Annotated in this window: 22 protein-coding genes; 17 read left to right on the plus strand and 5 right to left on the minus strand. The window is 72.3% G+C overall.

Annotated elements, in window-relative coordinates; all coding sequences use genetic code 11:
• Window positions 1-3 precede the first annotated feature (3 nt).
• Entirely contained in the window at window positions 4-1,215 is a 1,212-nt protein-coding gene (locus tag ACZ63J_RS36400; RefSeq protein ID WP_465407828.1) for an amino acid ABC transporter substrate-binding protein, read from the minus strand.
• Window positions 1,216-1,332: 117 nt separating this feature from the next.
• On the opposite strand from ACZ63J_RS36400, the gene ACZ63J_RS36405 reads away from it, so the two are divergent.
• The gene (locus ACZ63J_RS36405; RefSeq protein WP_465407830.1) at window positions 1,333-2,253 is read left to right on the plus strand and encodes a LysR family transcriptional regulator; all 921 of its coding nucleotides are present in this window, start codon (window positions 1,333-1,335) and stop codon (window positions 2,251-2,253) included.
• Here the strand turns inward: ACZ63J_RS36405 and ACZ63J_RS36410 are convergent.
• Window positions 2,247-2,702, minus strand: a complete 456-nt coding sequence (locus tag ACZ63J_RS36410) for a MarR family winged helix-turn-helix transcriptional regulator (protein WP_465407832.1) — start codon at window positions 2,700-2,702, stop codon at window positions 2,247-2,249. The two genes, ACZ63J_RS36405 and ACZ63J_RS36410, sit on opposite strands and share 7 nt — an antisense overlap.
• Window positions 2,703-2,887: 185 nt before the next feature.
• On the opposite strand from ACZ63J_RS36410, the gene ACZ63J_RS36415 reads away from it, so the two are divergent.
• The 5 genes from ACZ63J_RS36415 (at window position 2,888) to ACZ63J_RS36435 (ending at window position 8,879) form a co-directional block, all read left to right on the plus strand.
• On the plus strand, window positions 2,888-4,063 hold the full coding sequence (locus ACZ63J_RS36415; RefSeq protein ID WP_465407834.1) for a DUF5624 domain-containing protein: 1,176 nt from the start codon (window positions 2,888-2,890) through the stop codon (window positions 4,061-4,063).
• A 7-nt stretch (window positions 4,064-4,070) separates the two neighbouring features.
• Window positions 4,071-4,856 carry an HpcH/HpaI aldolase family protein gene (locus ACZ63J_RS36420; protein WP_465407836.1) on the plus strand — a complete coding sequence of 262 codons (786 nt, stop codon included), beginning with the start codon at window positions 4,071-4,073 and terminating at the stop codon, window positions 4,854-4,856.
• 9 nt (window positions 4,857-4,865) lie between these two features.
• Entirely contained in the window at window positions 4,866-5,741 is an 876-nt protein-coding gene (locus ACZ63J_RS36425) for an amidohydrolase family protein (protein ID WP_465407838.1), read from the plus strand.
• A gap of 250 nt (window positions 5,742-5,991) precedes the next feature.
• The gene (locus ACZ63J_RS36430; RefSeq protein ID WP_465407840.1) at window positions 5,992-7,347 is read left to right on the plus strand and encodes an MFS transporter; all 1,356 of its coding nucleotides are present in this window, start codon (window positions 5,992-5,994) and stop codon (window positions 7,345-7,347) included.
• Window positions 7,348-7,361: 14 nt separating this feature from the next.
• Window positions 7,362-8,879, plus strand: a complete 1,518-nt coding sequence (locus ACZ63J_RS36435; RefSeq protein ID WP_465407842.1) for a CocE/NonD family hydrolase — start codon at window positions 7,362-7,364, stop codon at window positions 8,877-8,879.
• Here ACZ63J_RS36435 and ACZ63J_RS36440 read toward each other — a convergent pair.
• Window positions 8,869-9,969 (minus strand): alpha/beta hydrolase fold domain-containing protein, encoded by a 1,101-nt coding sequence (locus ACZ63J_RS36440; protein ID WP_465407844.1) that lies wholly within the window; start codon window positions 9,967-9,969, stop codon window positions 8,869-8,871. The two genes, ACZ63J_RS36435 and ACZ63J_RS36440, sit on opposite strands and share 11 nt — an antisense overlap.
• A gap of 169 nt (window positions 9,970-10,138) precedes the next feature.
• On the opposite strand from ACZ63J_RS36440, the gene ACZ63J_RS36445 reads away from it, so the two are divergent.
• From ACZ63J_RS36445 to ACZ63J_RS36470, 6 genes are all read left to right on the plus strand, one after another.
• On the plus strand, window positions 10,139-11,344 hold the full coding sequence (locus ACZ63J_RS36445) for an FAD-dependent monooxygenase (protein WP_465407847.1): 1,206 nt from the start codon (window positions 10,139-10,141) through the stop codon (window positions 11,342-11,344).
• 32 nt (window positions 11,345-11,376) lie between these two features.
• Window positions 11,377-12,192 (plus strand): SDR family oxidoreductase, encoded by an 816-nt coding sequence (locus ACZ63J_RS36450; RefSeq protein ID WP_465407849.1) that lies wholly within the window; start codon window positions 11,377-11,379, stop codon window positions 12,190-12,192.
• A gap of 43 nt (window positions 12,193-12,235) precedes the next feature.
• On the plus strand, window positions 12,236-12,832 hold the full coding sequence (locus ACZ63J_RS36455) for a TetR/AcrR family transcriptional regulator C-terminal domain-containing protein (RefSeq protein ID WP_465407851.1): 597 nt from the start codon (window positions 12,236-12,238) through the stop codon (window positions 12,830-12,832).
• A gap of 68 nt (window positions 12,833-12,900) precedes the next feature.
• On the plus strand, window positions 12,901-13,986 hold the full coding sequence (locus ACZ63J_RS36460; protein WP_465407853.1) for a hypothetical protein: 1,086 nt from the start codon (window positions 12,901-12,903) through the stop codon (window positions 13,984-13,986).
• A gap of 40 nt (window positions 13,987-14,026) precedes the next feature.
• Window positions 14,027-14,527 carry a MarR family winged helix-turn-helix transcriptional regulator gene (locus tag ACZ63J_RS36465; protein WP_465407855.1) on the plus strand — a complete coding sequence of 167 codons (501 nt, stop codon included), beginning with the start codon at window positions 14,027-14,029 and terminating at the stop codon, window positions 14,525-14,527.
• Between the two features lie 17 nt (window positions 14,528-14,544).
• Window positions 14,545-15,456, plus strand: a complete 912-nt coding sequence (locus ACZ63J_RS36470) for a catalase (protein WP_465439776.1) — start codon at window positions 14,545-14,547, stop codon at window positions 15,454-15,456.
• A 7-nt stretch (window positions 15,457-15,463) separates the two neighbouring features.
• On the opposite strand, the gene ACZ63J_RS36475 is transcribed toward ACZ63J_RS36470, so the two are convergent.
• Both ACZ63J_RS36475 and ACZ63J_RS36480 read right to left on the minus strand, forming a co-directional pair.
• Complete coding sequence (locus tag ACZ63J_RS36475) at window positions 15,464-16,069, minus strand: response regulator (RefSeq protein WP_465407859.1); 606 nt, start codon at window positions 16,067-16,069, stop codon at window positions 15,464-15,466.
• A complete protein-coding gene (locus tag ACZ63J_RS36480) occupies window positions 16,066-17,202 on the minus strand; it encodes a sensor histidine kinase (RefSeq protein WP_465439778.1) in 1,137 nt (378 codons plus the stop codon). Before ACZ63J_RS36480 ends, ACZ63J_RS36475 begins: the two co-directional genes overlap by 4 nt.
• Before the next feature lie 85 nt (window positions 17,203-17,287).
• Here ACZ63J_RS36480 and ACZ63J_RS36485 point away from each other — a divergent pair, with 85 nt between their 5' ends.
• The 5 genes from ACZ63J_RS36485 to ACZ63J_RS36505 all read left to right on the plus strand — a co-directional run bounded on the left by ACZ63J_RS36485 (window position 17,288) and on the right by ACZ63J_RS36505 (window position 21,882).
• The gene (locus ACZ63J_RS36485) at window positions 17,288-18,730 is read left to right on the plus strand and encodes an alpha/beta hydrolase (RefSeq protein ID WP_465439780.1); all 1,443 of its coding nucleotides are present in this window, start codon (window positions 17,288-17,290) and stop codon (window positions 18,728-18,730) included.
• 118 nt (window positions 18,731-18,848) lie between these two features.
• Window positions 18,849-20,006 (plus strand): acyl-CoA dehydrogenase family protein, encoded by a 1,158-nt coding sequence (locus ACZ63J_RS36490; protein WP_465439782.1) that lies wholly within the window; start codon window positions 18,849-18,851, stop codon window positions 20,004-20,006.
• Window positions 20,007-20,021: 15 nt separating this feature from the next.
• The gene (locus ACZ63J_RS36495; RefSeq protein WP_465439784.1) at window positions 20,022-20,804 is read left to right on the plus strand and encodes an HTD2 family dehydratase; all 783 of its coding nucleotides are present in this window, start codon (window positions 20,022-20,024) and stop codon (window positions 20,802-20,804) included.
• A 54-nt stretch (window positions 20,805-20,858) separates the two neighbouring features.
• Window positions 20,859-21,107, plus strand: a complete 249-nt coding sequence (locus tag ACZ63J_RS36500) for an Atu4866 domain-containing protein (protein ID WP_465439786.1) — start codon at window positions 20,859-20,861, stop codon at window positions 21,105-21,107.
• 25 nt (window positions 21,108-21,132) lie between these two features.
• A complete protein-coding gene (locus ACZ63J_RS36505; RefSeq protein ID WP_465407871.1) occupies window positions 21,133-21,882 on the plus strand; it encodes a short-chain dehydrogenase/reductase in 750 nt (249 codons plus the stop codon).
• The last annotated feature ends 165 nt before the right edge of the window (window positions 21,883-22,047 follow it).

Genomic DNA, 22,047 nt, shown 5'->3' on the forward strand with positions numbered 1-22,047 from the left:
CCTTCAGCGCCAGCCGGGCTTGGCGAGCAGCGGTTGCGCGGTCGCGGCCTGGACGGGGGCGACGATCTTGATCGCGCCGCCCTGGAACTGCCCGAGCAGCAGCTCGCCCTGCGGGCGGCCGGTCGCGTCCCAGCGCAGCTCGCCGGAGATCGTCGGGACGGCGTTGCCGTGCAGCCAGCTCGCCAGCGCGTCCTGGTCGATCCGGCCCACGGCCTTGACCGCGGCGGCGAGCACCTGACCGGCGGTGTAGGAGTTCGCGGCGTCCTCGACGGGTGGCGCGCCGTACTTGCGCGTATAACCGTCCACGAAGGACTTGTTGCCCGGGAAGCCGGCCTCGGTGCTGTAGGCGATCGGGGTCAGGATGCCCTCGGTGTTGGCCGCGCCGACGGTCTGCGGGTACGACGGCTCGGTCGGCGAGTTCTCCTGGTACAGCATCTTCGGCGAGAACCCGATCTTCTGGAACGCGCGCACGAGCGCCGAGCCGTCGGCGGCCACCGCCCCGCTGATCACCAGGTCCGGTGCGGCCTGCTTGATCGAGTTGGCGATGGTGTCGAAGTTGTTCGTGTCCGGCGAATACGTCTGGTTGTAGACGCTCTTGACGCCGAGCGCGGCGAGCCGGCTTTCGAAGATCCCGGCGGCCTGGGTCGTGTTGGGGTCGTCGACCTGGACGAGCGCGACGGTCTTCGGCCGCTCGGTGGCGGACATCTTCGCGACCAGGTCGACGAACTGGTTGGGCAGCCGCTGCGTCGTCGCGGGCTGGGCGAAGAAGAGGTGGGTGAAGTTGCGTTCGAAGATCTCGTCGGCGCCGCCGGAAGGCTGGACGTAGAGGTACTTGTACCGCTCGGCGACCGGCGCGACGGCGACGTTGAGGTCGGAGGAGAACGTGCCCAGCAGGAGGTCGACCTTGTCCTGGGAGATGAGCCGGTTGTAGTCGGAGATGGCGGTCTGCTGGTCGAAGGAGTCGTCGAGCACCTTCAGCTGCACCTGCCGGCCGAGCAGCCCGCCGGCGGCGTTGAGCTCGTCGGCCCAGTACTGGTACCCCTCCATGCCGGGCTTCGAGCGGTCGGCCACCGGGCCGGTCAGCGGCAGCGACATGCCGATGACCAGCGGGCCGGTGGCCGACGACGACTCACCGGAAAGGCCGCACGCGGACGTGAGCAGAAGGGCGGCCACCGCCGCCGCGGCGGCGCGGAGCCGAATGATTTTCCGTGCCATGTGCGGACTCCTCCTGAGCGACGTCGGCCATTGGCTGAGACTCAACTCGACGCGAGTTTGGTTGACAAGTAAACTCGCGTGACGCTTTACGTCAACCGCCGTAAATGGATGTGACGCATGCTCGACGTCGAGAAGCTCCTCGCCTTGCGTGCGGTCGCCGCGCACGGGACCATCGCCGCCGCCGCGCGCGAGCTGGGCTACACGCGCTCAGCGGTTTCCCAGCAGGTTTCGGCGCTGGAACGGGCGGCGGGCACAACGCTGCTGCTGCGCAGCGGCAACAGCGTCACGGTGACGCCGGTGGGCCGGTCCCTGCTCGACCACACCGAGCGGATCCTCGTCGAGCTGCGCGCCGCGCAGGCGACCTTGCAACGCAGGGCCGGGGAGATCGCCGGCGAGCTGCGGGTCGGCGTGCCGTTCCGCGAGGGGCCGCCGCTGATGAGCAGCGCGCTGACGCGGGTCCGGCAGCGGCACCCGAAGCTCGAGCTGACCCTCGCGTCGACGACCGACGGAACGGGCGCGGAGGAGGTTCGCCGCGGCGCGCTGGACCTGGTGATGGTCTCGAAGTTCGGGCCGGTGCCCGGCGCGGCCGAGCCGGGGCTGCGCCAGTGCGTGCTCGGCCGCGACCCGCTGCGGCTCTGCGTGTCCCCGCGCCACCGGCTGGCCGCGGAGCCGGCTTGCCGGATCGCGGACCTCGCGGCCGAGTCGTGGATCATCAGCCCGACCACGCCGCTGGGCCGCCTCACGCTGGGCCTGTGCTCGAGCGCCGGCTTCCAGCCGTCGATCGGCGCGACGGTCCATGATGTCGCGGCGGCGCTCGGGCTGGTCGAGGCGGACTGGGGGATCACGATCGCGCCCGAGCTGACCCCGACGGGCCGGGGTCCGGACGGGCTCAGCCGGGTGGCGCTGCGGGACGTGGACGCGTTCCGGCACAGCGTGCTGCTGATGCGGGACGGAGATGAGGACTCACCCGCCATCGCCGCCGTGGTGTCGGCCGTGCGCGCCGCGAGCAGCCGCCTCGAGCGCGAAGGTCGTCAGTAGGGGACGCCGGCCTCGACGTCGTCCTTGATCCGCTGGGCCAGCCGCACCAGCACGGTCAGCTCTTCCGGGGTCGCGCGCTGGAGGAAGTGCCGCCGGACGGCGTCGGCGTGCACCGCCGCCACGGCCTCGTTCGCCGCCCGGCCCGCTTCGGTGATCGAGACCGCGACCTGGCGCGACGCCGGGTCCGGCGCGCGGGTCACCAGGCCCCGGTCCGCCATCCGGGCCAGCTGGTGCGACAGCCGGCTCTTGGACCAGTACATCGCCGACGCCAGCTCCTGCTGCAGCAGCCGGCCGCCGACCTCGGCGAGGTGCAGCAGCACGCTGTGGTCGGCCGGGGAGAGGTCGGACGCCTCGCGCATGTCCGTCGAGACGCGGAACCGGAGCAGGTCGGAGAGCCGGAGCAGCGAGCGCCAGATGTGGGTCTCGTCGGCGGTGAGTCCAGCGGCCATGCCGCCAAAGTTACCCGCCGTGCGGCGGCCTCCCCTCGCCGGTGTCACGATTGCTGACGGTGACAACGGCGAATGGTAACGGCACCTTACTTGCTTCACCCCGGAAACGGGACTTCGATAGGGATTCGGAAAGGGAATTCTCCTCGGGAGGTTGATGTGGCAACCGTCAGTGCCGTGGCCGCCGGATGACCGCGCGGCAGAGTCCTGAACTGGTCAGGCTGTTCACCACCTACACCTCCCACCCGGACGGCATCGGCCGGCGCCTCGCGCGGTCCTTCGCCGAGCACACCCGCGACACCCCGCTGGTCGTCGCGACCGGGGCGGACTTCGCGCTGTACCCGGGCGGCGGGCGGCCGCCGGTGGTGGAGGGTTATCGGTTGTCCCCGCGCGGGTTCAAGGAGCTGACCGCGGTTTCGCACCTGGGCCCGGCGGTGGCCAGCCTGGTCTACCTGCGCACGGTCCTCGGCGACGCCGCCTGGCGGTCCGAAGCCGAGCGGCTGCTCGCCGAGACCAAGAACACCCGCGCGGCCAACACCGCCGGGCTGTGGCGCGACCACCTCGCCGTCGAGGCCTACCAGGGCCGCGAACAGGAGATCGCCGACCTGGTCGACTACTCGTGCGCGGTGACCGCCCGCTATCTCGCCACCGCGCTCGCCGACGAGGACTACCTCACCTGGGACACCCTGCGGACGGACTACCTCGAGGGCGGCGGGGACGTCGAGCTGCCGGTGCCGGTCAACCACATGATGGTGGCGACGTTCTTCCTGGCCGGGCTCGACATCAGCTTCCGCATCTCCCGCTGGCTGCGCGCGCAGCGGATCGACTGGGCCGAGGCGATGGTGGTCATCGCCGGGCGGCAGGGCCGCGCGACCGCGGGTGTCACGTGGACCACCAGCAGCGTGGCGACGATGATCCTCGGCGCGTCCGAGCACCGGCTGCCGCTGGAGCGGATGTACCTCGCGCCGCACGCCCCCACGTTCGCGACGCCGGTCGACGGCGACCTGTCCGAAGTGGTCGCCCTCGAAGAACCGTTGCGGAGCATGTGGTGCGCCACCCGGGCGACCGTCGAGCTCGGCGGCCTGATGTTCGACGGCTACCCGCGCTACAGCCCGGCGGGCGTGGTGTTCCCCGACGTGACCGACCCGGCGGTGACCGAGATCGGCGAAATGCCGGTTGTGGCGTCCGCCGCCGACATGCGGGCCCTGGTCACGCGGCTGCGGATCGTCATGGAGGACCCCCGGCAGCTGCTGTCGGGCGCGGTCATCGACGTCGCCGTCGAGGCGTTGGCGGCGGCGGGCTGGGACCCCCGGCGCGTCGACGTCCCCGGGCTCACCGGGGTCACCTACCCGACCGATCTCTGAAGGAGCCATGGCGGCCAACGACTTCCTCGGCCGGCTCAGGGCCGGTGAGCTGACCCTGATGCTGGCCCTGCGCGGCGCGCGCACGGGCGAGGCGGTGCTGATCGCCGCGTCGACCGGGCACCACTGCGTCATGGTCGACCTCGAGCACTCGACGATGTCCGTGGACACCGCGGCGGAGCTCTGCCGCACCGCCGCCCTGGCCGGGCTGATGGACTTCGTCCGGGTGCCCGAACGGGAGTACGGCATGATCGGCCGGCTCCTGGACGGCGGTGCGAACGGGATCGTCGCGCCCCGCATCGAAACGGCGGCGCAGGCGCGGGACGTCGCGCGGGCGTGCCGGTTCCCGCCGCGGGGGCAGCGTTCGGCGACCACGATGGTCCCGCAGACCGGCATGCGGCCCGTGCCCGCCCGGGAGCTCAACGGAACGCTGGACGCGCGCGTGGTCGTCCAGATCCTGGTCGAGACGCCGGCCGGGGTGGCCAACGCGGCGGAGATCGCCGCCGTCGACGGGGTCGACCTGATCGCGTTCGGCGCCAACGACTTCACCGCGGAGCTGGGTGTTCCCGGCCAGTACGCGGACCCGCGGGTCGACGACGCGGTGCGCACGCTCGCCGAAGCGTGCCGCGGCCACGGAAAGCTGCTGATGGTCGGCGGGGTCGGCGACCCGGGCCGGCAACGGCAGCTCATGGCGCTCGGCGCCTGCCCGCTGGTGATGACCGGCAACGACCACGGCTTGCTCCACGACGCCGCCGCCCGCCGGGCGGCCCAGCTCACCGAAGCCCTCGCCCCCTAGGACGACGTCATGCCTCCGAAGTTCGCGCACACCCTGCCCATGCGCCCGGCCGCCACGCTCACCCGGCCCCGGTACCGGCTCCCCGAGGACGTCTGCGACACGCACTTCCACGTGTTCGAGCCGGGGTATCCCGCGGTGCCGAAGCCGCTCTACACGTTCCCCGACGCCACGATCGAGGCGTACCTGGCGGCCGCCGAGCGGCTCGGGATCTCCCGGATGGTGCTGGTCCAGCCGACCTACTACGGCACCGACAACAGCCTGCTCCTCGACGCGCTGCGGAAGATCGGCCCGCGCTGCCGGGGCGTCGCGCGGATCGATCCGGACGCCTCGGGCGCTTCGCTGGACCAGCTGCACGAGGCGGGGGTCCGCGCGGTGCGGCTCGACCTGTTCGCCCGGGCGGACTGGCCGGTCGAGGACCTGATCGGCTACGTCCGGGTGATGGCGGACGTGGCCCGCCCGCGCGGCTGGCACCTGCAGTTCTACAGCCCCGGCACGGTGGTCCGCGCGCTGCTGCCCTTCCTGGCCGATCTCGAAGACCCGTTCGTGATCGACCACATGGGGTACATGAAGGCGTCGGACGGCTTGACCGAGGGAGATTTTGCCGCGCTGCTCGGTGTTCTGCGCGGCGGCAGCGGGTACGTCAAGCTGTCCGGGCCGTACCGGATCGCGGGGGACGAACCGCTGTCGACGGTGGCGCATCTCGGCCGCGCGCTGGTCGAGGCCCAGCCGGACCGGCTCGTGTGGGGGTCGGACTGGCCGCACCTGCCGAACGGGCAGCGCGACACGGGGGAGCTGCTCGACGTGCTGGCGGATTGGGCGCCGCGGGAGGAGGACCGGCGGCAGATCCTGGTGGAGGCGCCGCGGCGGCTGTTCTACGCGGACTGATCCGGGTCTGTTGTGGACGTCGTCCGCTTCCGCTCTGCCGTGGGATTCCCGGGCGGGCGGATCCGGTGGCTCGCCGCGTCCGAGCCGGCGCCGCCGGCCGCTCGGGACCGCGGCCGCGATCGGCTTGGTGGCCTGCTACCTCGAGGCGCCCCTTTCTGCTGTTCCGCGCCCGATCGACGAAGTTCACCGCCCGACAGATCGTTAACCGGTATACTATCGGCTGAACGATGACCCGGATCCGGAGGTGCACATGGGTTCTCGCCGCTGGCTGGTCCTCGCCGTCGTCGCTCTGGCGCAGCTCATGGTCGTGCTGGACGCGACGATCGTGAACATCGCCCTGCCCGCCGCGCAGGCCGAGCTCGGCTTCGGGGACGCCGAGCGGCAGTGGGTCGTCACCGCCTACTCCGTCGCCGTCGGCTGCCTGCTGCTGATCGGCGGGCGGCTCAACGACCGGTTCGGCGCGCGGGCCGGGTTCATCGTGGGTCTCGTCGGCTTCGCCGCCGCTTCGGCGGTCGGTGGCTGGGCCCCCGGGTTCACCGTCCTGGTCGTCGCCCGCGCCGTCCAAGGAGCGTTCGGTGCCCTGCTGGCCCCCGCGGCGCTTTCGGTGCTGTCGCTGACCTTCCGGGGCACCAAGGACCAAGGCCGCGCGTTCGGCGTCTACGGCGCGGTCGCCGGCGGCGGGGGAGCCGTCGGGCTGCTGCTCGGCGGCCTGCTGACCGGTTACGCCTCCTGGCGCTGGTGCCTGTTCGTCAACGTCGTCATCGCCGCGGCCGTGGTCGCCGGCGCCGTGGTGGCGCTGCCGCGGGGTGGCGAACGGTCCCGGCAGCGGGCCGACGTCGGCGGTGCGCTCCTGGTCGTCGCCGGGGTGTCCGCGGTCGTCCTGGGCCTGGGGCAGTCGGCGCCCCTGGGCACGCTCGGCGGGGTGCTGCTGCTGGTCCTGTTCGTCCTCGTCGAGGCCCGGGTGCGCGACCCGCTGCTGCCGCTGTCCATCCTGCGCTCGCGCACGCGGGGCACGTCCTGCCTGGTCATGCTCCTGGCCGCGGCCGGGATGTTCACCATCTACCTCTTCCTCGCGTACTACCTGCAGCGGACGCTGCACTACTCGCCGGTGCTCGCCGGGGTGGCGTTCCTGCCGATGGCGGTCTGCGTGGCCGTCGGCTCGACCGCGTCCGGCACCGTGCTGATCCCCCGGTTCGGGCTGCGGCTCACCGTCGCCGCCGGGTCGGCGGTCGCGGCCGCCGGGTTCGCCCTCCTCACCGGGGTCGGCGCCACCGACCGGTACGCCGGTTCCGTGCTGCCCGGGCTGGTGGCCGCCGGGCTCGGCCTGGGCGTCGTGTTCGGTTCGGCGATGAGCTCGGCCGCCGCGGGGGTGCCGCCCGCGCAGTCGGGGGTCGCGTCCGCGGCGGTGAACACCACCCAGCAGGTCGGCGGCTCCGTCGGAATCGCCGTACTGACCGGCCTTTCGCTGTCGGCCGGCCGGGACGGTGGTGAGATCGTGGGGTACCACGCGGCGTTCTGGGGCGCCGCGGCCTCGCTGCTGGCCGCGGCCGTCGTCGCGGCCGTCCTGTATCCGCGCCGGACGGCCGAAGTCCGGCAACCCGCCTGACACAAGGAGCACCCATGTCCGTCCTCGACCGCCTCCAGAGCCGGATCTTCGGCCTGCCCCCGGCGCGCAACCGGCACACCGTCGAGCGCGGCCTCCGCGTGCCCACCCGCGACGGCACTGTCCTTCTCACCGACCACTACGCCCCGGTGACCGGCGCGCTGGGGACTGTCCTCGTCCGGAGTCCGTACGGCCGCGGGTTCCCCGAAAGCCTTTTCCACGGCCGGATGCTGGCGGCCCGCGGCTACCACGTGCTCGTGCAGAGCGTCCGCGGCACCGGCGGCTCGACCGGTGAGTTCCGGCCCATCGTGCAGGAGGCGGCGGACGGCCAGGACACCGTCGCCTGGCTGCGCGGGCAGCCCTGGTTCGACGGCCGTCTCGCGACGCTGGGCGGGTCCTACCTCGGCTGGGCGCAGTGGGCGCTGCTGCGGGACCCGCCGCCCGAGCTGAAGGCGAGCGTGATCGTGGTGGGCCCGCACGACTTCGGCCGCGCGATCCGCGGCACTGGCTCGCCGGCCTTGGCCGACTTCCTGGGCTGGAGCGCGACCGTCGAAGACCGCGGGATCCGGCAGCTGATCGCCGCACGGAAAAGGACGGCCTCGGTGCTCGAGAAGCGCCTGCCGCCGGCGGACGCGCTGAACGGCCGGGGCGCGTGGTTCCAGGACTGGCTCGACCACGACGACCTCGAAGACCCGTTCTGGGCGCCGTACAACGCGTCGGCCGCCCTGCGCACCGACGTCCCGACGCTGCTGATCGGCGGCTGGCGGGACGTCTTCGTCGAGCAGACGATCGAGCAGTACCACGCGCTGTCGGCGCACAACCCCGAAGTCGCGCTGACCATCGGCCCCTGGACCCACCTCGACACCGCGCTCAAAGCGTCCAAAGTGGTCGACACGCAGGCGCTCGCGTGGTTCGACCGGCAGCTCGGCGGCCGCGGCGACCAGCCCGGCGTGCGGGTCCACGTGACCGGCGCGGGCGAGTGGCGCGACCTGCCGAGCTGGCCACCGAAAACGGCGGACTGGACGCTCCACCCGGACGAGAGCGGACGCCTGGCCGAGTCCGCGGGCGAGGGCCGGGTCGAGTTCCGCTACGACCCCGAGGACCCGACGCCGGTGGTCGGCGGCCACGACATGTCACCCGGCGCGGGCAGCCGGGACAACCGGAAGCTGGAGGCGCGTGCCGACGTCGTCACCTTCACCTCGGACCCGCTGCCCGCCGGCCTGGAGGTCTTCGGCTCGCCCCGGGTCCGGCTGGACCTGGCGCCCGCCGGGGAACGCGGGGTCTTCGTGCGCATCTGCGACGTCGACCCGAAGGGCCGGTCGTGGAACGTCTCGGAGGTGTTCCGCGTGGCCGCGGGGGCCGTCGACCTGGACAGCAGCCCGTGCGCGCACCGGTTCCGCGCGGGGCACCGGATCCGGCTCCAGGTCTCGGGCGGGGCGTACCCGCGTTACGAACGCAACCGGCAGGCGAGCCGTTACCTGGTCGAGTGCCCAGGCTCGTCGGTGCGCCTGCCGGTCCGCCGCGTCAGCTCTTGAGGGTCTTGTTCAGGAAGTCGACCAGCGGGTCCGCGACGGTGGTGGTCGTCCAGACCGCGGCGGCCTTGGTGTCGCCGGTGAAGGCCAGGTCGCCGTGGCCGCCACCCTCGACGACGTAGCGGGTGCTGTCGACGCCGGCCGCGCGCAACGCGTTGTGCAGGTTGAGGGTCTGGCTCGGCGAGATCAGCGTGTCGGCGCTGCCGTGGAAGATCACGAACGGCGGGTCGTCGGCCTTGATGTGGGTGATCGGGTTCGCCGCCGCGAACCCGGCGGCGCCCACGTACTTCGTGACGAGGGCGGTCAAGCCGGCCATCGCCTGCTGCGACGCGGTGTCGTAGTCCGACCCGAGCCGGGAGAGGTCGGACGCGCCGAACTTGTCCACGACGGCCTGGACCGCGCTGCTCTGGCCGAGGTTGTCCCCGACGTCGAACTGCTTGTCGCCGTTGGTCACGCCGACCATCGCGACCAGGTAGCCGCCGGCCGAGTCGCCCCAGACGCCGACCTTGCCCGGGGCGATCTGGTAGGTGGCGGCGTTCGCGCGCAGGTACCGGATGGCGGACTTCACGTCGGCGACGCTGTCGGTGTAGGTCGCGCCGTCGGGCTGGACGCGGTACTGGATGCTCGCCACGACATACCCGGCGTCCGCCGCGAAGGTGCGCAGCGGCAGGTTGCCCTCCTTCGCGGACTGCACGAACCCGCCGCCGGGCACGTAGACCAGCAGCGGTTTCGGCTCCGGTGTCCGCGGCACCTGGACGTCCATCAGGAGCTGCTTGGTCTGGCCGTTGGCGAGCTTCGGTGTGGCGTAAGCGATATCGGTCTTCGTGTCGACCTGCGTCTGTCCACACTGGATCTTCGGGGCCTGGTCGGCCTTGAGCACGGTGCTGGTTCTGGTGTCCACCGGCACCGCCAGCTTCCCGGCGGGCATCGCCGCGCCCCCGGGTGGCTGCCCGCCCGCGGGGGCGGGACTGCTCGGACAGGCGGTCGCCGGAGTGGCCGGCGGCGCGGCCGAGGTCGAGGCGTCCGAGCACCCCGCCACGACGAGCGCGCTCACGACGGCCAGCACGGCCAAGGATGCCCTGGTTGCTTTCACGGTCTGCCTCCCGATGGTTGATTGATTGTCAACCGGTTAACTATTTGGACGATAGCACGGTGGTGTCGCCTCCGCCTGTGGTACTCGGCACGGCCGGGGTTGACACTTGGTCGCCGACCAAGTTAACTGAATGGCGAACTTGGTCACTGAACAAGAGAGGTGGCACGCCGTGAAAGTGCTGATCGCCGGGGCCGGGATCGCCGGCCCCGCGCTGGCCGTGTGCCTGGCTCCCTACGGCGCCGAGGTGACGGTGGTGGAGACCGCGCCGGCCCTGCGCTCGGGCGGCCAGCTCGTCGACGTCCGGGGGACCGCCCGCGCTGTGCTCGACCGGACCGGCCTCGCCGAAGCCGTACGGGCGGCGCGGACCGCGGCCGACGGGTTGTCCTTCGTGGACACCCGAGGCCGGCGGCAGGCCACCATGCGCACCGAGGGGTTCGGAGGCGACGGGCCGGTCACCGAGATCGAGATCCTGCGCGGCGCCCTGTCGAAGATCCTCCACGACGCGACCGGCGACACCGCCGAGTACGTCTTCGGCGACCGCGTCACCGCGCTCGAGGAGCGCGCCGACGGTGTCCACGTCACGTTCGAAACCGCGCCGGCGGCGGTGTTCGACGCGGTCGTCGGCGCCGACGGCCTGCACTCGGGCGTCCGCGACCTGGCCTTCGGCTCCGCCGCCGCGCAGCTGCGGCACCTCGGCACCTACCTGTCGTTCTGGACGGCCGAGAACACCGCCGGGGTAAAGGACTGGACCGAGGCGTACTCCGAACCCGGCCGGACGATCGGCGTGCGGGCGATCCGGGACAGCACGGCCGTGATGGCGTTCTTCTCCTTCCTCTCCCCGGAGTTCGCCTTCGACCACCGGGACACGAACGCGCTCAAGACGGTCGTCCGCGCCCGGGCCGCCGGGATGGGCTGGCAGGCCGGGGATCTGGTCGCCCAGCTCGACGCGGCGCCCGACTTCTACTTCGACTCGTGCAGCCAGGTCCTCCTGCCACGGTGGTCGAGCGGGCGGATCGCCCTGGTGGGTGACGCGGCGTTCTGCGCGTCCCCGCTGTCCGGCCACGGCACGACGATCGCCCTCGTCGGGGCGTACGTCCTCGCCGGCGAACTGGCCCGCGCGGCGGGCGACGTCCCGGCGGGCCTGCGAGCCTACGAAGCCCGCCTGCGGCCGTGGATCGAGCGCATCCAGCGCTTCGGCCAGGGCAACGGCAAGTCCATGACCCCGAAGACCGCGCTGGGCATCGAGTTCCGGCGCCGGGTCGTGCAGCTTCAGGAGCACTTGCCGCTGAGCGCGGTGCTGCTGCGCGACCAGATCCGGATGTCCAACGCCGTCACCCTGCCCGACTACACCCCGTTCGAACGCAGCCGGGTGTGACCGTCACCCCGGCACAACCCCAGGAGCACACCATGTCCGGAAAAACCTGGTTCATCACCGGCGCGTCGAAGGGCTTCGGTCGCGAATGGACGGAGGCCGCCCTCGACCGGGGTGACCGCGTCGCCGCGCTCAGCCGGACCCCCGGCGCCTTCGACGACCTGGCCGCCAAGTACGGCGACGACGTCCTGCCGCTGGCCGTCGACGTCACCGACCGGGCCGCGGTCACCGCCGCCGTCGACCGGGCCGCCGAGCACTTCGGCCGGCTCGACGTCGTGGTCAACAACGCCGGTTACGGCCTCTTCGGCATGGTCGAAGAGGTGACCGAACAGCAGGCGCGCGACCAGATCGAGGTCAACCTGTTCGGGCCGCTTTGGGTCACCCAGGCCGCGCTGCCGCACCTGCGCGCCCAGGGCGGCGGGCACATCGTCCAGGTGTCGTCCATCGCCGGGGTGTTCTCGCTGCCCGGCCTCGGCCTCTACCACGCGTCGAAGTTCGGGCTGGAAGGCTTCACCGCCAGCTTGGCCGCCGAGGTGAAGGACTTCGGCGTCAAGGTCACCCTCGTCGAGCCGGCCGGGTACGCCACCGACTGGGCCGGGCCGTCGGCGGTGCAGGCGGAACGTTCGCCGGTCTACGACGCCTTCCGCGACGCGATGGCGCGCCCGGCCGGCAAGCGCGGCGAACCGGCCGCCACCCGGGAGGCGATCCTGCGGGTCGTCGACGCCGACGAGCCGCCGCTGCGGATCTTCTTCGGGCAGGGACCGCTGGAGGTCATCAAGAAGGAGTACGCCGGGCGCCTCGCGGAGTGGGAGGCGTGGGACGAGGTCTCGCGCGCCGCCTTCGGCGCCTGACTCGTACGATGACACGAACGACCGCCGCGGAAGGGAGAGCCCGGTGCGCCTGACCCAGGACGCCGTCATCGAGGCCGCCTTCACCACGCTGGAGCAGGAAGGCCTGGAGAAGCTCTCCCTCCGCGGCGTCGCGCGCACGCTCGGCGCGCACCTCAACTCGGTCTCCTGGCAGGTCAAGACCAAGCAGGCGCTGATCGACACGATGGCCGACTTCATCGTCGGCTCGGTCGGCACCGCCGACCTGCCCGCCGACCCGCTGCGCCGGGTGCAGGTCGTCGCCACCCGCTACCGCACGGCGATGCTCGCCCACCGCGACGGCGGGCGCCTGGTCGCCGGCACGTTCACCGGCACCGGCAAGACCCTGCGCGTCGCCGACGTCATCGTCGGCAGCCTTCTCGAGGCCGGGTTCTCCGAAGCCGACGCCGTCCGGCTGTGCTGGTCGATCGTCTACTTCACCCTCGGCCTGACCCAGGAGCAGCAGACGCCCGCGGGGAAACCTCAGGACCAGTTCGCCGAGCTGCTGGCGACCGGCGCGTACCCGGGCCTGGCGAAGGTGGGCACCGAGATGATGCTCGACGACACCTTCGACGCCCGGTTCGACTACGGCATCACCCGCCTGCTCGGCCTCGACCGGCCGTAAGCACCGGCGTCGCCGGCTGCCCGGATCTTTGACGCGCCGGGCCCGCCGGCGGCGGTAGCGTCGGATCCGTGGCCGCCGAACACCTCCGTGAAGTCCAGCGAATCCCGACGTCCGGCGCGCGCGGCGTCGCGGCGTTCAGCGTCGGCGGCACCGACTGGCTGGCGATTCCCCAGCTGGCCTACGACGCGCCGGACTCGCCGGAAGGCATGAACGGCGGCAACTCCAACACCGACATCCTCCTGTTCCGCAGCGACGCCGGGGAGTACGTCCCGGCCGGGCGGCTGCCCGGCACCGGCGCCGAGGACGTCGAGTACTTCGAGATCGACGGCACGCCGTTCCTCGCGTGTGCCTGCATCCGGATGGGCAGCGGCCCGTACAACTTCTCCGTCGGGCAGCCGATCTACCGCTGGGACGGGCAGGCGTGGCAGCCGTTCCAGACGGTGCTCGGCCACGCGGCGAAGCAGTGGCGGCACTTCGTCGTCGACGGCGAACACCACCTCGCCCTCGCGCAGGGCCGGCCGGGGGAACGGGACCTGGCCTCGGTCGTGTACCGGTGGACCGGGAGCGAGTTCGAGCACCTGCAGGACATCCCGTCCCGCATCGGGTACAACTTCCACGCCTTCGAGGTCGACGGCACCACGTTCCTCGCGCACGCCGACCACCTCCTGCCGTCACACCTGTACCGGTGGGAGGAGGGCAAGTTCGTCCCGCACCAGAACCTGGTGCCGGCCGGCGGCCGCGCCTTCGCGACGTTCACCTCGGGCGGCGACCACTACCTGGCGGTCGCGACCATCGAGGCCGACTCGGTCGTCCTGCGCTGGGACGGCGAGCGGTTCGCCGGCCACGCCGTCTTGGACGGCGGCACCGGGGGACGCGAGCTGCGGGTCGTCGACACGCCGGAAGGGCTGTTCCTCGTGCGGGTCAACTTCATCACCGGTGGCCCGCGGGACCCGCATCCGCTGCTGAAGTCGCTGATCTACCGGGTCGAAGACGGCGCCTTCCGCGTCGTCGCCGAGTTCGCCACGTCCGGCGGCACCGACGTCGCCGAAGTCACCGGACCCGACGGTGGCCGGCGGCTGGTCGTGTCGAACGGGCTCAACGGCCGGCTGGGCTTCGCGGCCGAAACGGTCGTCTACACCTTCACCCCGCGATAGAGTGAACCGTAGTACACCGGTTGACGAAGCGGGGGAGAGCATGGCCGACGGCGAGGGCGCCGCAGTCGCCTGGGAGCAGTGGCGAGCCGAACGGCCCGATCTCGACCTGGCGTCGATGGCGTTGTTCGGCGGCCTCATCCACGCGCACGCCATGCTGGAGCTCCTGCTCGAGCCGGTGTTCGAGACCTCGCCGATCAGCTCGTCGGAGTTCGACCTGCTCTTCCACCTCCGGCACGCGCCGGAGCCGGTGATCGCCCGCCGGCTGGCGCTGACGATGGGCAAGTCCGCGGCCGCGCTGAGCAAGGCACTGACCAAACTGGAGCGGCGCGGCCTGGTGGAACGGGTGGCCAACCCCGCGGACAAGCGCAGTTTCCTGGTCACGATCAGCGACGCGGGCGCGGCCGCGGTCGACGACGCCATGCCGCGGCGGCTCGCGCTGGAGGCCGAAGTCGTCCAAGCTCTGACGGACCGCCAGCGCGCGGACGCGGGACGGGCGCTGCGGGTCCTCGGGAGCGCGCTCGAAGCCGCCGCCCGCCGCTGACCACACCTGGAGAACAGATGAACCCGACTCCCGCGGAAGCCGTCGACCGGATCGAGGCCGCGGTGCACCCGGCCCCGCACGACCGGCGCCTGCACGCCCGCGGCGAGGTGTACAACGCGGTCTTCGAGCCCTCGGGGCTGGTGTCCGCGCTGACCACGGCGAAGCACCTGCGTGAACGGACGAAGGCGGTGGTGCGCTTCTCCAACGGTTCGGGCAGCCGGGACGCCGACGACCGCGCCCGCGGCATGGCGGTGAAGTTCCTCGACGGCGACACCGGCGTCGCCGACCTGGTCGCGGCCAACTTCCGGGTGTTCCCCAGCCGCGACCCGGAGGGGTTCGTCGAGCTGGTGGAGATCATCTCCGGGCTGGCCGGCCCACCCGCCGCGCGCGCCGGGGCGCTCCGCACGCTGCTGTCACTGCTGCGCCGTCACCCCGAGAGCCGCGGCCCGCTCCTGGCCTTCGTGAAGCGCCAGGCCCCGGCGGGCTTCGCACGCTGCCGCTACGACGGCCTGCACGCGTTCCACCTGGTCGACGCCGAGGGGAAGCGGACGGCGTTCCGGTACCGGCTGCTGCCGCAGCTGGGGGAGCTGGACCTGACCGCGGACCAGGCCCGTGAGCTGGGCCCGCACTTCCTGACCGACGATCTCCGCGACCGGCTGCGCGCGGCGCCGGTGGAGTTCACCTTGGCGTTCCAGTTCGCCGAGCCCGGCGACCCGACCGACGACCCGGCGAAGGCGTGGCCGGAGAGCCGCCAGCTGGTCCCGGCCGGCCGCGTGGTCGTCACGGCCCCGGCCGAGGACCAGGACCGCTGGGAGCGGGAGGTCTTCGACCCGATGCGCCTGCCGGACGGCGTCGCGGCCTCGGACGACCCGGTGCCGGCGTTCCGGCCCCAGGCCTATTCGGTCTCCGCGGAGCGGCGCCTGTCCTGAGCCGGGCTCAGAGCCAGCCGTTGGTCTCAGCGAGGCGGGCGGCTTCGGCGCGGGTGCGGGCTTCGGTCTTGCCGATCGCCGAGGAGAGGTGGTTGCGGACCGTTCCGGCGGTGAGGCCGAGCGTCTTCGCGATGTCCGCCACCGTGCCGCCCTCGGCCGTTGCGCGCAGGACGTCGGCTTCGCGGTCCGTCAGCGGGCTCGTGCCGATGGCCAGGGACTCGGCCGCGAGCGCCGGGTCGATGAAGCGCAGTCCGGCGTGGACCCGGCGGATCGCGTTGAGCAGCTGCTCCGGCCGCGAATCCTTGACGACGAACCCGGCCGCGCCCGCGGACATCGCGCGGGCGAGGTACCCGGGTCGGCTGAAGGTCGTGCAGATCAGGACGCGGCACGCCGGCAGCGCGTGCCGGAGCTCGGCGGTGACGGCGAGGCCGTCGCGACCGGGCATCTGCACGTCGAGCAGGGCCAGGTCGGGCTGCGTGCGCTGGGCCGCCGGGAGGACCTCGGTGCCCGAGCCGACCTCGGCGACGACCTCGATGTCCGGTTCCAGGCGGAGCATGGACACCAGCGCGCCGCGGACGAGGGCCTGGTCGTCGGCCAGCAGGACGCGGATCACGCGGCGCCCGCCTCGGCGAAGACCCGGTAGCCGCCGCGCGGGCCGCGGCCGTGTTCGAGCCGGCCCGAGATCGCGGCCAGCCGTTCGGCGAGCCCGGTCAGGCCGTGCCCGGCCGCCGGTTCGGTGGTGACCGTGCCGTCGTCGGTGACCTCGACCCAGCCGGGGCCGAGCCGGACGCGGCAGTGCCCGGCGTCGGAGTGGCGCAGCACGTTGGTGACCGCTTCCCTGACGACGTAACCGAAAACGCCCCGCAACTCGGGTTCGACGTCGTCGGCCGACGACGGCAGCTCGGCCTGGACACCCGCGGCCCGCAAGGCCAGGCGGGCGCCGGAGAGCTCGGCGGCGAGCGACACCTCCCGATACCCCGAGACGGTGGCGCGGACGTCGGCGAGCGACTGGTGGCACAGGGTTTCCAGGTCGCGGACCTCGCTCAGCGCGAGCTCGGGGTCGGCGGCGGACTCCAGGATCCGCCGGGCGAGCCCGAGCTTGACGGCCATCGTCGAAAGGTTGTGGCCGAGGATGTCGTGCAGCTCACGCGCGACCCGTTCGCGTTCGGCGTCCACGGCCAGCCGCCGGATCTGCGCCCGGGCGACCCGCAGGTGCCCGGCGGTGAACGTCAGCGCGAAGACCACCCCGAGCGCCGCGGTGACCCCGCCGAGCGCGGCGACCTGGCTCCAGGTCACGTGCCCCGGCCCGGCTCGCATCCAGACGAGCTGGGCCGCCGCCGTCGCGAACCCGAGCGGGACCGAGTAGCACAGCGGCAGCAGCATCAGGCCGAGCGCGACGGCGAAGGTCAGATCCGTCAGGTACTCGGGCGACCCGAGGAGCAGGGCGGGGGTGAGGCCGAAGCCGAACACCACGGCCACCAGGACCGTCCGCTGCCGCCGGGGCGCCGCCGGCCCGGTCCACAGCGCGAAGACGTAGTCGGCGCCGTAACAGGTGATCGCGGCGAGCGCGAGCACCGTGCGCGCCGTACCGTGCGATCCGTGGACGATCATCGAAACCCGGGGGATCAGCACCAGCAGCGCGAGACCGTTCACCACGACGGGGGCGACCCGGCGCCGCCGGTTCGCCCAGAAACTCCAGTCCGGCCACTGCCGCACGGAAAACCGGCCGGGATCACGCTCGCTCACCCCGTCACCCTAGGCAGGACCGGCCGCGAACGCCCTATGACAGATGGCACGGGGCGCTCCGGCCGCGCGGTGGTGCGGTGAAACCATGGTGATGAAAACGAAGATCTTGCCGGCGGCGCTCGCCGTCGCCGCGGTGGTTTCGGGTGTGTCCGCAGCGGACGCGACAAGCGCGGCTCCGGTGGCGTGGGGGCCGTGTCCGGCCGACGTCGCGAAGCCCGGCCTGCAGTGCGCGAACCTCGACGTGCCCCTGGACTACCGTCACCCGGACGGGCGAAAGATCAGCGTCGCGATCTCACGGCTGGCGAGCGCGAAGCCCGCCCAGCGCCGCGGTGTCCTGCTGGTCAACCAGGGTGGCCCCGGCCTCGACGGCCTGAGCTTCCCGGGCACGCTCGTGGCATCGGGACTGCCGCAGCAGGTGCGCGACGCCTACGACGTGATCGGGTTCGACCCACGCGGGATCGGCCACAGCACCCCGGTGACCTGCGACCTGACGCCCGAGCAGCGCACGACGAGCGTGAACCCGCCCTTCCCGCACGGCCCGGCGGACGTCGCGAAGGCGGCCGAGGCCGCCAAAACCGTCGCTCAGCAGTGTCTGACGTCGAAAACGGCGTCCATGCTGCCGTTCGTCACCACCGCGAACACCGCGCGCGACATGGACCGGATCCGGACGGCGCTGGGTGAGCCGAAGCTGTCGTACTACGGCGATTCCTACGGGACGTACCTCGGTGCGGTGTACACGACGCTGTTCCCCGAGCGCAGCGACCGGATCGTGCTGGACAGCAGCCTCGGGCCGGAGGGCTACGACGTCGAAGCGCTGCGGAGCCAGGGTCTCGGCTTCGAAACCCGCTTCCCGGAGTTCGCGAAGATCGCCGCGGCCGACCCGGGCCAGTACGGCCTGGGCACGAGCCCGGCGGGCGTGAAGGCGAAGTATTTCGAGCTCGCCGAGCGCCTGGACCGGGCGCCGGAGCAGGGGTACGACGGCACGACGTTCCGCACGCTCACCGCGGCCCTGCTCCGCGCGGACGTCACGTTGCCCGCCATCGCGAAGTTCTGGCACAAGTTCGACGGGACCGGGACGTCGCCGTCCACGGCGGCCGCCGCGGATACCGACAACTTCGCGTCGGGGTACCTCGCGGTGGTCTGCGGTGATTCGCGGTGGCCGCAGTCGGTGGCGACCTACCAGCGCAACGTCGAGGTCGACCGGATCCGCTACCCGATGTACGGCCCGTACGCGGCGAACATCCGGCCGTGTGCGTTCTGGCCGTCACCGGCCGAGCCGCGGGTGCGGATCACCGATCACGGCCCGGCGAACGTGCTGATGCTGCAGAACCTCCGCGACCCGGCGACGCCGATGCCCGGCGCATTGCGTCTCCGCGCGGCGTTCGGCGACCGCGCCCGCTTGGTGACGGCTGACCAGGGCGGCCACGTGGCGTACCTCAACGGCGCGAACCAGTGCGGCAACACCGCGGTGAGCGACTACCTGGCCACCGGCAAGCGCCCGGCGCACGACACGTTCTGCCCGGCCTGAGCGACGGCGTTCGTCAGGTGGGATCGGCCCTCCGCGTCTGGAGCTGCGCGGAGGGCCGGCGTCGTTCACCGGCGATGATGGGGTGAGCAGACCGGCCGGCCGCAGAGAGGAAGTCGTCATGGACGGGCTCACCGAAGAGGAAGAGGCGATCGTCGCCGTGGTGGGGGCGTTTGTCGACCGGGAGGTGCGGCCTGTCGCGCAGGAGCTCGACCACGGCGACGTCTACCCGGAGAAGCTCATCGGCCAGATGAAGGAGATGGGCATCTTCGGCCTCGCGATCCCCGAGCCGTGGGGTGAGGCGCACGTCTCCGCGCGGTGCTACGCCGCCGTCACCGAGGAGCTGTCGCGCGGCTGGATGAGCCTCGCCGGGGCGATGGGCGGGCACACCGTCGTCGCGAAGCTCCTGCTCGACCACGGCACACCCGAACAGAAAGACGCCTACCTGCCGAAGATGGCGACCGGCGAGATCCGCGCGACGATGGCCCTGACCGAACCCGGCGGCGGCTCCGACCTGCAGGCCCTGCGCACCACGGCCCGCCGCGACGGCGACACCTACGTCGTCAACGGCTCGAAGACGTGGATCACGAACGCCCGCCGGTCGCAGCTGATCGCGTTGCTGTGCAAGACCGATCCCGCCGCGGAACCCGCGCACGGCGGCATCAGCATCCTGCTCGCCGAGCCCGGCCCCGGCTTCCACGTCTCGCGCGACCTGCCGAAGCTCGGCTACAAGGGCGTCGAGAGCTGCGAGCTGGCCTTCGACGACTTCCGTGTCCCGGCGACGGCGTTGCTCGGCGCGGAAGAGGGCCACGGGTTCACACAGATGATGCGCGGGCTCGAGATCGGCCGCATCCAGGTCGCCTGCCGTGCGCTGGGCGTCGGGCGTGCCGCTCTCGAAGATTCCCTGCGTTACGCCCAGGAACGGGAGAGCTTCGGCAAGCCGATCTGGCAGCACCAGTCGGTCGGCAACCTGCTCGCCGACATGGCCACGAAGCTCGAGGCCGCGCGCCAGCTGGTGCACCACGCCGCCCGCCGGTACGACTCCGGCGAGCGCGCCGACCTGGAGGCCGGCATGGCGAAGCTCTTCGCGTCCGAGACGGCGATGCAGATCGCGCTCGACGCCGTGCGGATCCACGGCGGCTACGGCTACTCCACGGAGTTCGACGTCGAGCGGTACTTCCGCGACGCGCCCCTGATGATCGTCGGGGAGGGCACGAACGAGATCCAGCGGACCGTGATCGCGCGCCAGCTGGTCAAACGCCACCCGATTCCGTCCTGAGCCGGAAGGACAAGCATGGAGCTGATCCAGCCCGAGCCCGCCGAGGCGCTCGCCGCGCTGCTCGGCGTGCCGATGCCCGACGTCGAAGCGGGCCTTCCCCTGCTGTGGCACTGGCTGTACCTGCTCGACCGGCCCGCGCAGGCGAACCTCGGCCCGGACGGCCATCCGGTGCGGGGCACCGTCCTGGCCCCGCCGGGACCGGGCCGGCGACGCATGTGGGCGGGCGGCCGGGTCCGGACGACTGGGGCACTGCGGTGCGGTGAGCCTGCCACCCGGCACTCGGAAGTCCTTTCCGCGACGGAGAAGCACGGCCGGTCGGGCGCGCTGACATTCGTTGTGGTCGCCCACCGGATCCGGCAGCGCGGCCAGGTTGTGGTCGACGAGCGGCAGGACGTCGTCTACCGCGATGAGTCGAGTGCCTTGGCCGCCTCCGACGAGGGCCCGGAGGTCCCGCCCGCCGAGGGCGAGTGGGCAATCGACGTGACGCCGACGCTGCTGTTCCGCTTCTCGGCGTTGACGTACAACGCGCACCGCATCCACTACGACCGTGACTACAGCCGCGACGTCGAGGGTTACCCCGGCCTGCTCACCCACGGCCCGCTCCAGGCCCTCGCCATGGCGGAAGCGGCCCGGGCGAAGGGCGCCACCGGCGACCTGGACTTCGAATACCGGCTCGTGGCACCGCTGTTCGACCACCAGGGCCTGATCGCCCGCGCCGACGGCGCCACGACGTCGGTCCGCGACCGCCACGGACGGCAGACCGCGACCGGGACGCTGCGGCCCGGTCGAGGGGAGTGAACCTGGGAGTAGCTCTCCCTGGTTCGCCCGCGGCGGACCGGCGACGCTGGAGGCATGGACAACGAAGGAACTCCCGTCGTCGGAATGTGGGTGACGGCTGACGGCCACATCCGCCAGGAACTGCTCCCGGACGGCCGCTACGACGAAGCGCGCGGCACCCGGAAGAGCGCCTACACCGGCAGGTACACGGTCACGGGCACCCACCTCGACTACGTGGACGACACCGGCTTCACCGCAACCGGCGACATCCGCGACGGTGTGCTCTATCACGAGCACCTGGTTCTCTACCGCGAAGACAGCTGACGGTTCAGGCGAGCAGACTGACCGGATGGATCTCCACCTCACGGGCAAACGAGCGCTGGTCACCGGCGCGTCGAAAGGCATCGGCGCGGCGATCGCCGAGGCGTTGGCCGCCGAAGGCTGTGCTTTGCAGCTGGCCGCGCGCAACGGCGAGGCGCTGGAAGAGCGCGCCCGGGCGCTGCGCGCGGACCACGGTGTCGAAGTGACCACCCACGCCGTCGACCTGCGGGTCGCCGCCGACCTCGCGCGGCTCGCCGAAGCGGTCGGCGCCGTCGACGTCCTCGTCAACAACGCCGGTGACATCCCCGCCGGCACGCTCGAGGACGTCGGGCCCGAGCGGTGGCGGCACGCGTGGGACCTCAAGGTCTTCGGCTACATCGACCTCTTCCGGCTCGTGTACCCGCGGCTGCGCGACCGGGGCCGCGGGGTGATCGTCAACGTCATCGGCACCGGCGGTGAGCAGCCGACCGCCGGCTACATCGCCGGTGGCGCGGGCAACGCGGCGCTGATGGCCTTCACCAAGGCGCTCGGCGGCGAAGGCCCGCGTCACGGCGTACGCGTGGTCGGCGTGAACCCCGGCCCCGTGGCCACCGAGCGGATCGCGGCCATGCGGGCCGCGAACACCGACGTCGACGCCCAGTTCGCCGCGCTGCCTTCGGGGCGGGTCGCCGAGCCCGGTGAGGTCGCGGACCTGGTCGCGTTCCTCGCGTCCGAGCGGGCCGGCTATATCAGCGGAACGATCGTCACCATCGACGGCGGCCTGACGGCGGCGCGCTAGCGGCGGTCACTGCGGGTTGGTCTGCCAGGCGGTGATCCGGCCGCTGATCGTGATGACCAGCGCGGCGGGGGGGGAACAGGGCGACACCGCACAAAGGGGGGAGGCGAGGGGGGGCACCGGGGTTGGGGGGGGGGGGGGAAAAAAAAAAAAAAAAAACCCGGGTCA

Source organism: Amycolatopsis sp. NPDC104863 (genome assembly GCF_055582965.1).

What these genes read in the sequence shown, in the direction of transcription:
- ACZ63J_RS36420 (WP_465407836.1), top strand. Translation starts at nt 4,071, where the DNA reads ATGGCGGCCAACGACTTCCTCGGCCGGCTCAGGGCCGGTGAGCTGACC.
- ACZ63J_RS36415 (WP_465407834.1), top strand. Translation starts at nt 2,888, where the DNA reads ATGACCGCGCGGCAGAGTCCTGAACTGGTCAGGCTGTTCACCACCTAC.
- ACZ63J_RS36500 (WP_465439786.1), top strand. Translation starts at nt 20,859, where the DNA reads ATGGACAACGAAGGAACTCCCGTCGTCGGAATGTGGGTGACGGCTGAC.
- ACZ63J_RS36410 (WP_465407832.1), bottom strand. Translation starts at nt 2,702, where the DNA reads ATGGCCGCTGGACTCACCGCCGACGAGACCCACATCTGGCGCTCGCTG.
- ACZ63J_RS36490 (WP_465439782.1), top strand. Translation starts at nt 18,849, where the DNA reads ATGGACGGGCTCACCGAAGAGGAAGAGGCGATCGTCGCCGTGGTGGGG.
- ACZ63J_RS36470 (WP_465439776.1), top strand. Translation starts at nt 14,545, where the DNA reads ATGAACCCGACTCCCGCGGAAGCCGTCGACCGGATCGAGGCCGCGGTG.
- ACZ63J_RS36505 (WP_465407871.1), top strand. Translation starts at nt 21,133, where the DNA reads ATGGATCTCCACCTCACGGGCAAACGAGCGCTGGTCACCGGCGCGTCG.
- ACZ63J_RS36495 (WP_465439784.1), top strand. Translation starts at nt 20,022, where the DNA reads ATGGAGCTGATCCAGCCCGAGCCCGCCGAGGCGCTCGCCGCGCTGCTC.
- ACZ63J_RS36465 (WP_465407855.1), top strand. Translation starts at nt 14,027, where the DNA reads ATGGCCGACGGCGAGGGCGCCGCAGTCGCCTGGGAGCAGTGGCGAGCC.
- ACZ63J_RS36435 (WP_465407842.1), top strand. Translation starts at nt 7,362, where the DNA reads ATGTCCGTCCTCGACCGCCTCCAGAGCCGGATCTTCGGCCTGCCCCCG.
- ACZ63J_RS36400 (WP_465407828.1), bottom strand. Translation starts at nt 1,215, where the DNA reads ATGGCACGGAAAATCATTCGGCTCCGCGCCGCCGCGGCGGCGGTGGCC.
- ACZ63J_RS36405 (WP_465407830.1), top strand. Translation starts at nt 1,333, where the DNA reads ATGCTCGACGTCGAGAAGCTCCTCGCCTTGCGTGCGGTCGCCGCGCAC.
- ACZ63J_RS36425 (WP_465407838.1), top strand. Translation starts at nt 4,866, where the DNA reads ATGCCTCCGAAGTTCGCGCACACCCTGCCCATGCGCCCGGCCGCCACG.
- ACZ63J_RS36485 (WP_465439780.1), top strand. Translation starts at nt 17,288, where the DNA reads ATGGTGATGAAAACGAAGATCTTGCCGGCGGCGCTCGCCGTCGCCGCG.
- ACZ63J_RS36450 (WP_465407849.1), top strand. Translation starts at nt 11,377, where the DNA reads ATGTCCGGAAAAACCTGGTTCATCACCGGCGCGTCGAAGGGCTTCGGT.
- ACZ63J_RS36430 (WP_465407840.1), top strand. Translation starts at nt 5,992, where the DNA reads ATGGGTTCTCGCCGCTGGCTGGTCCTCGCCGTCGTCGCTCTGGCGCAG.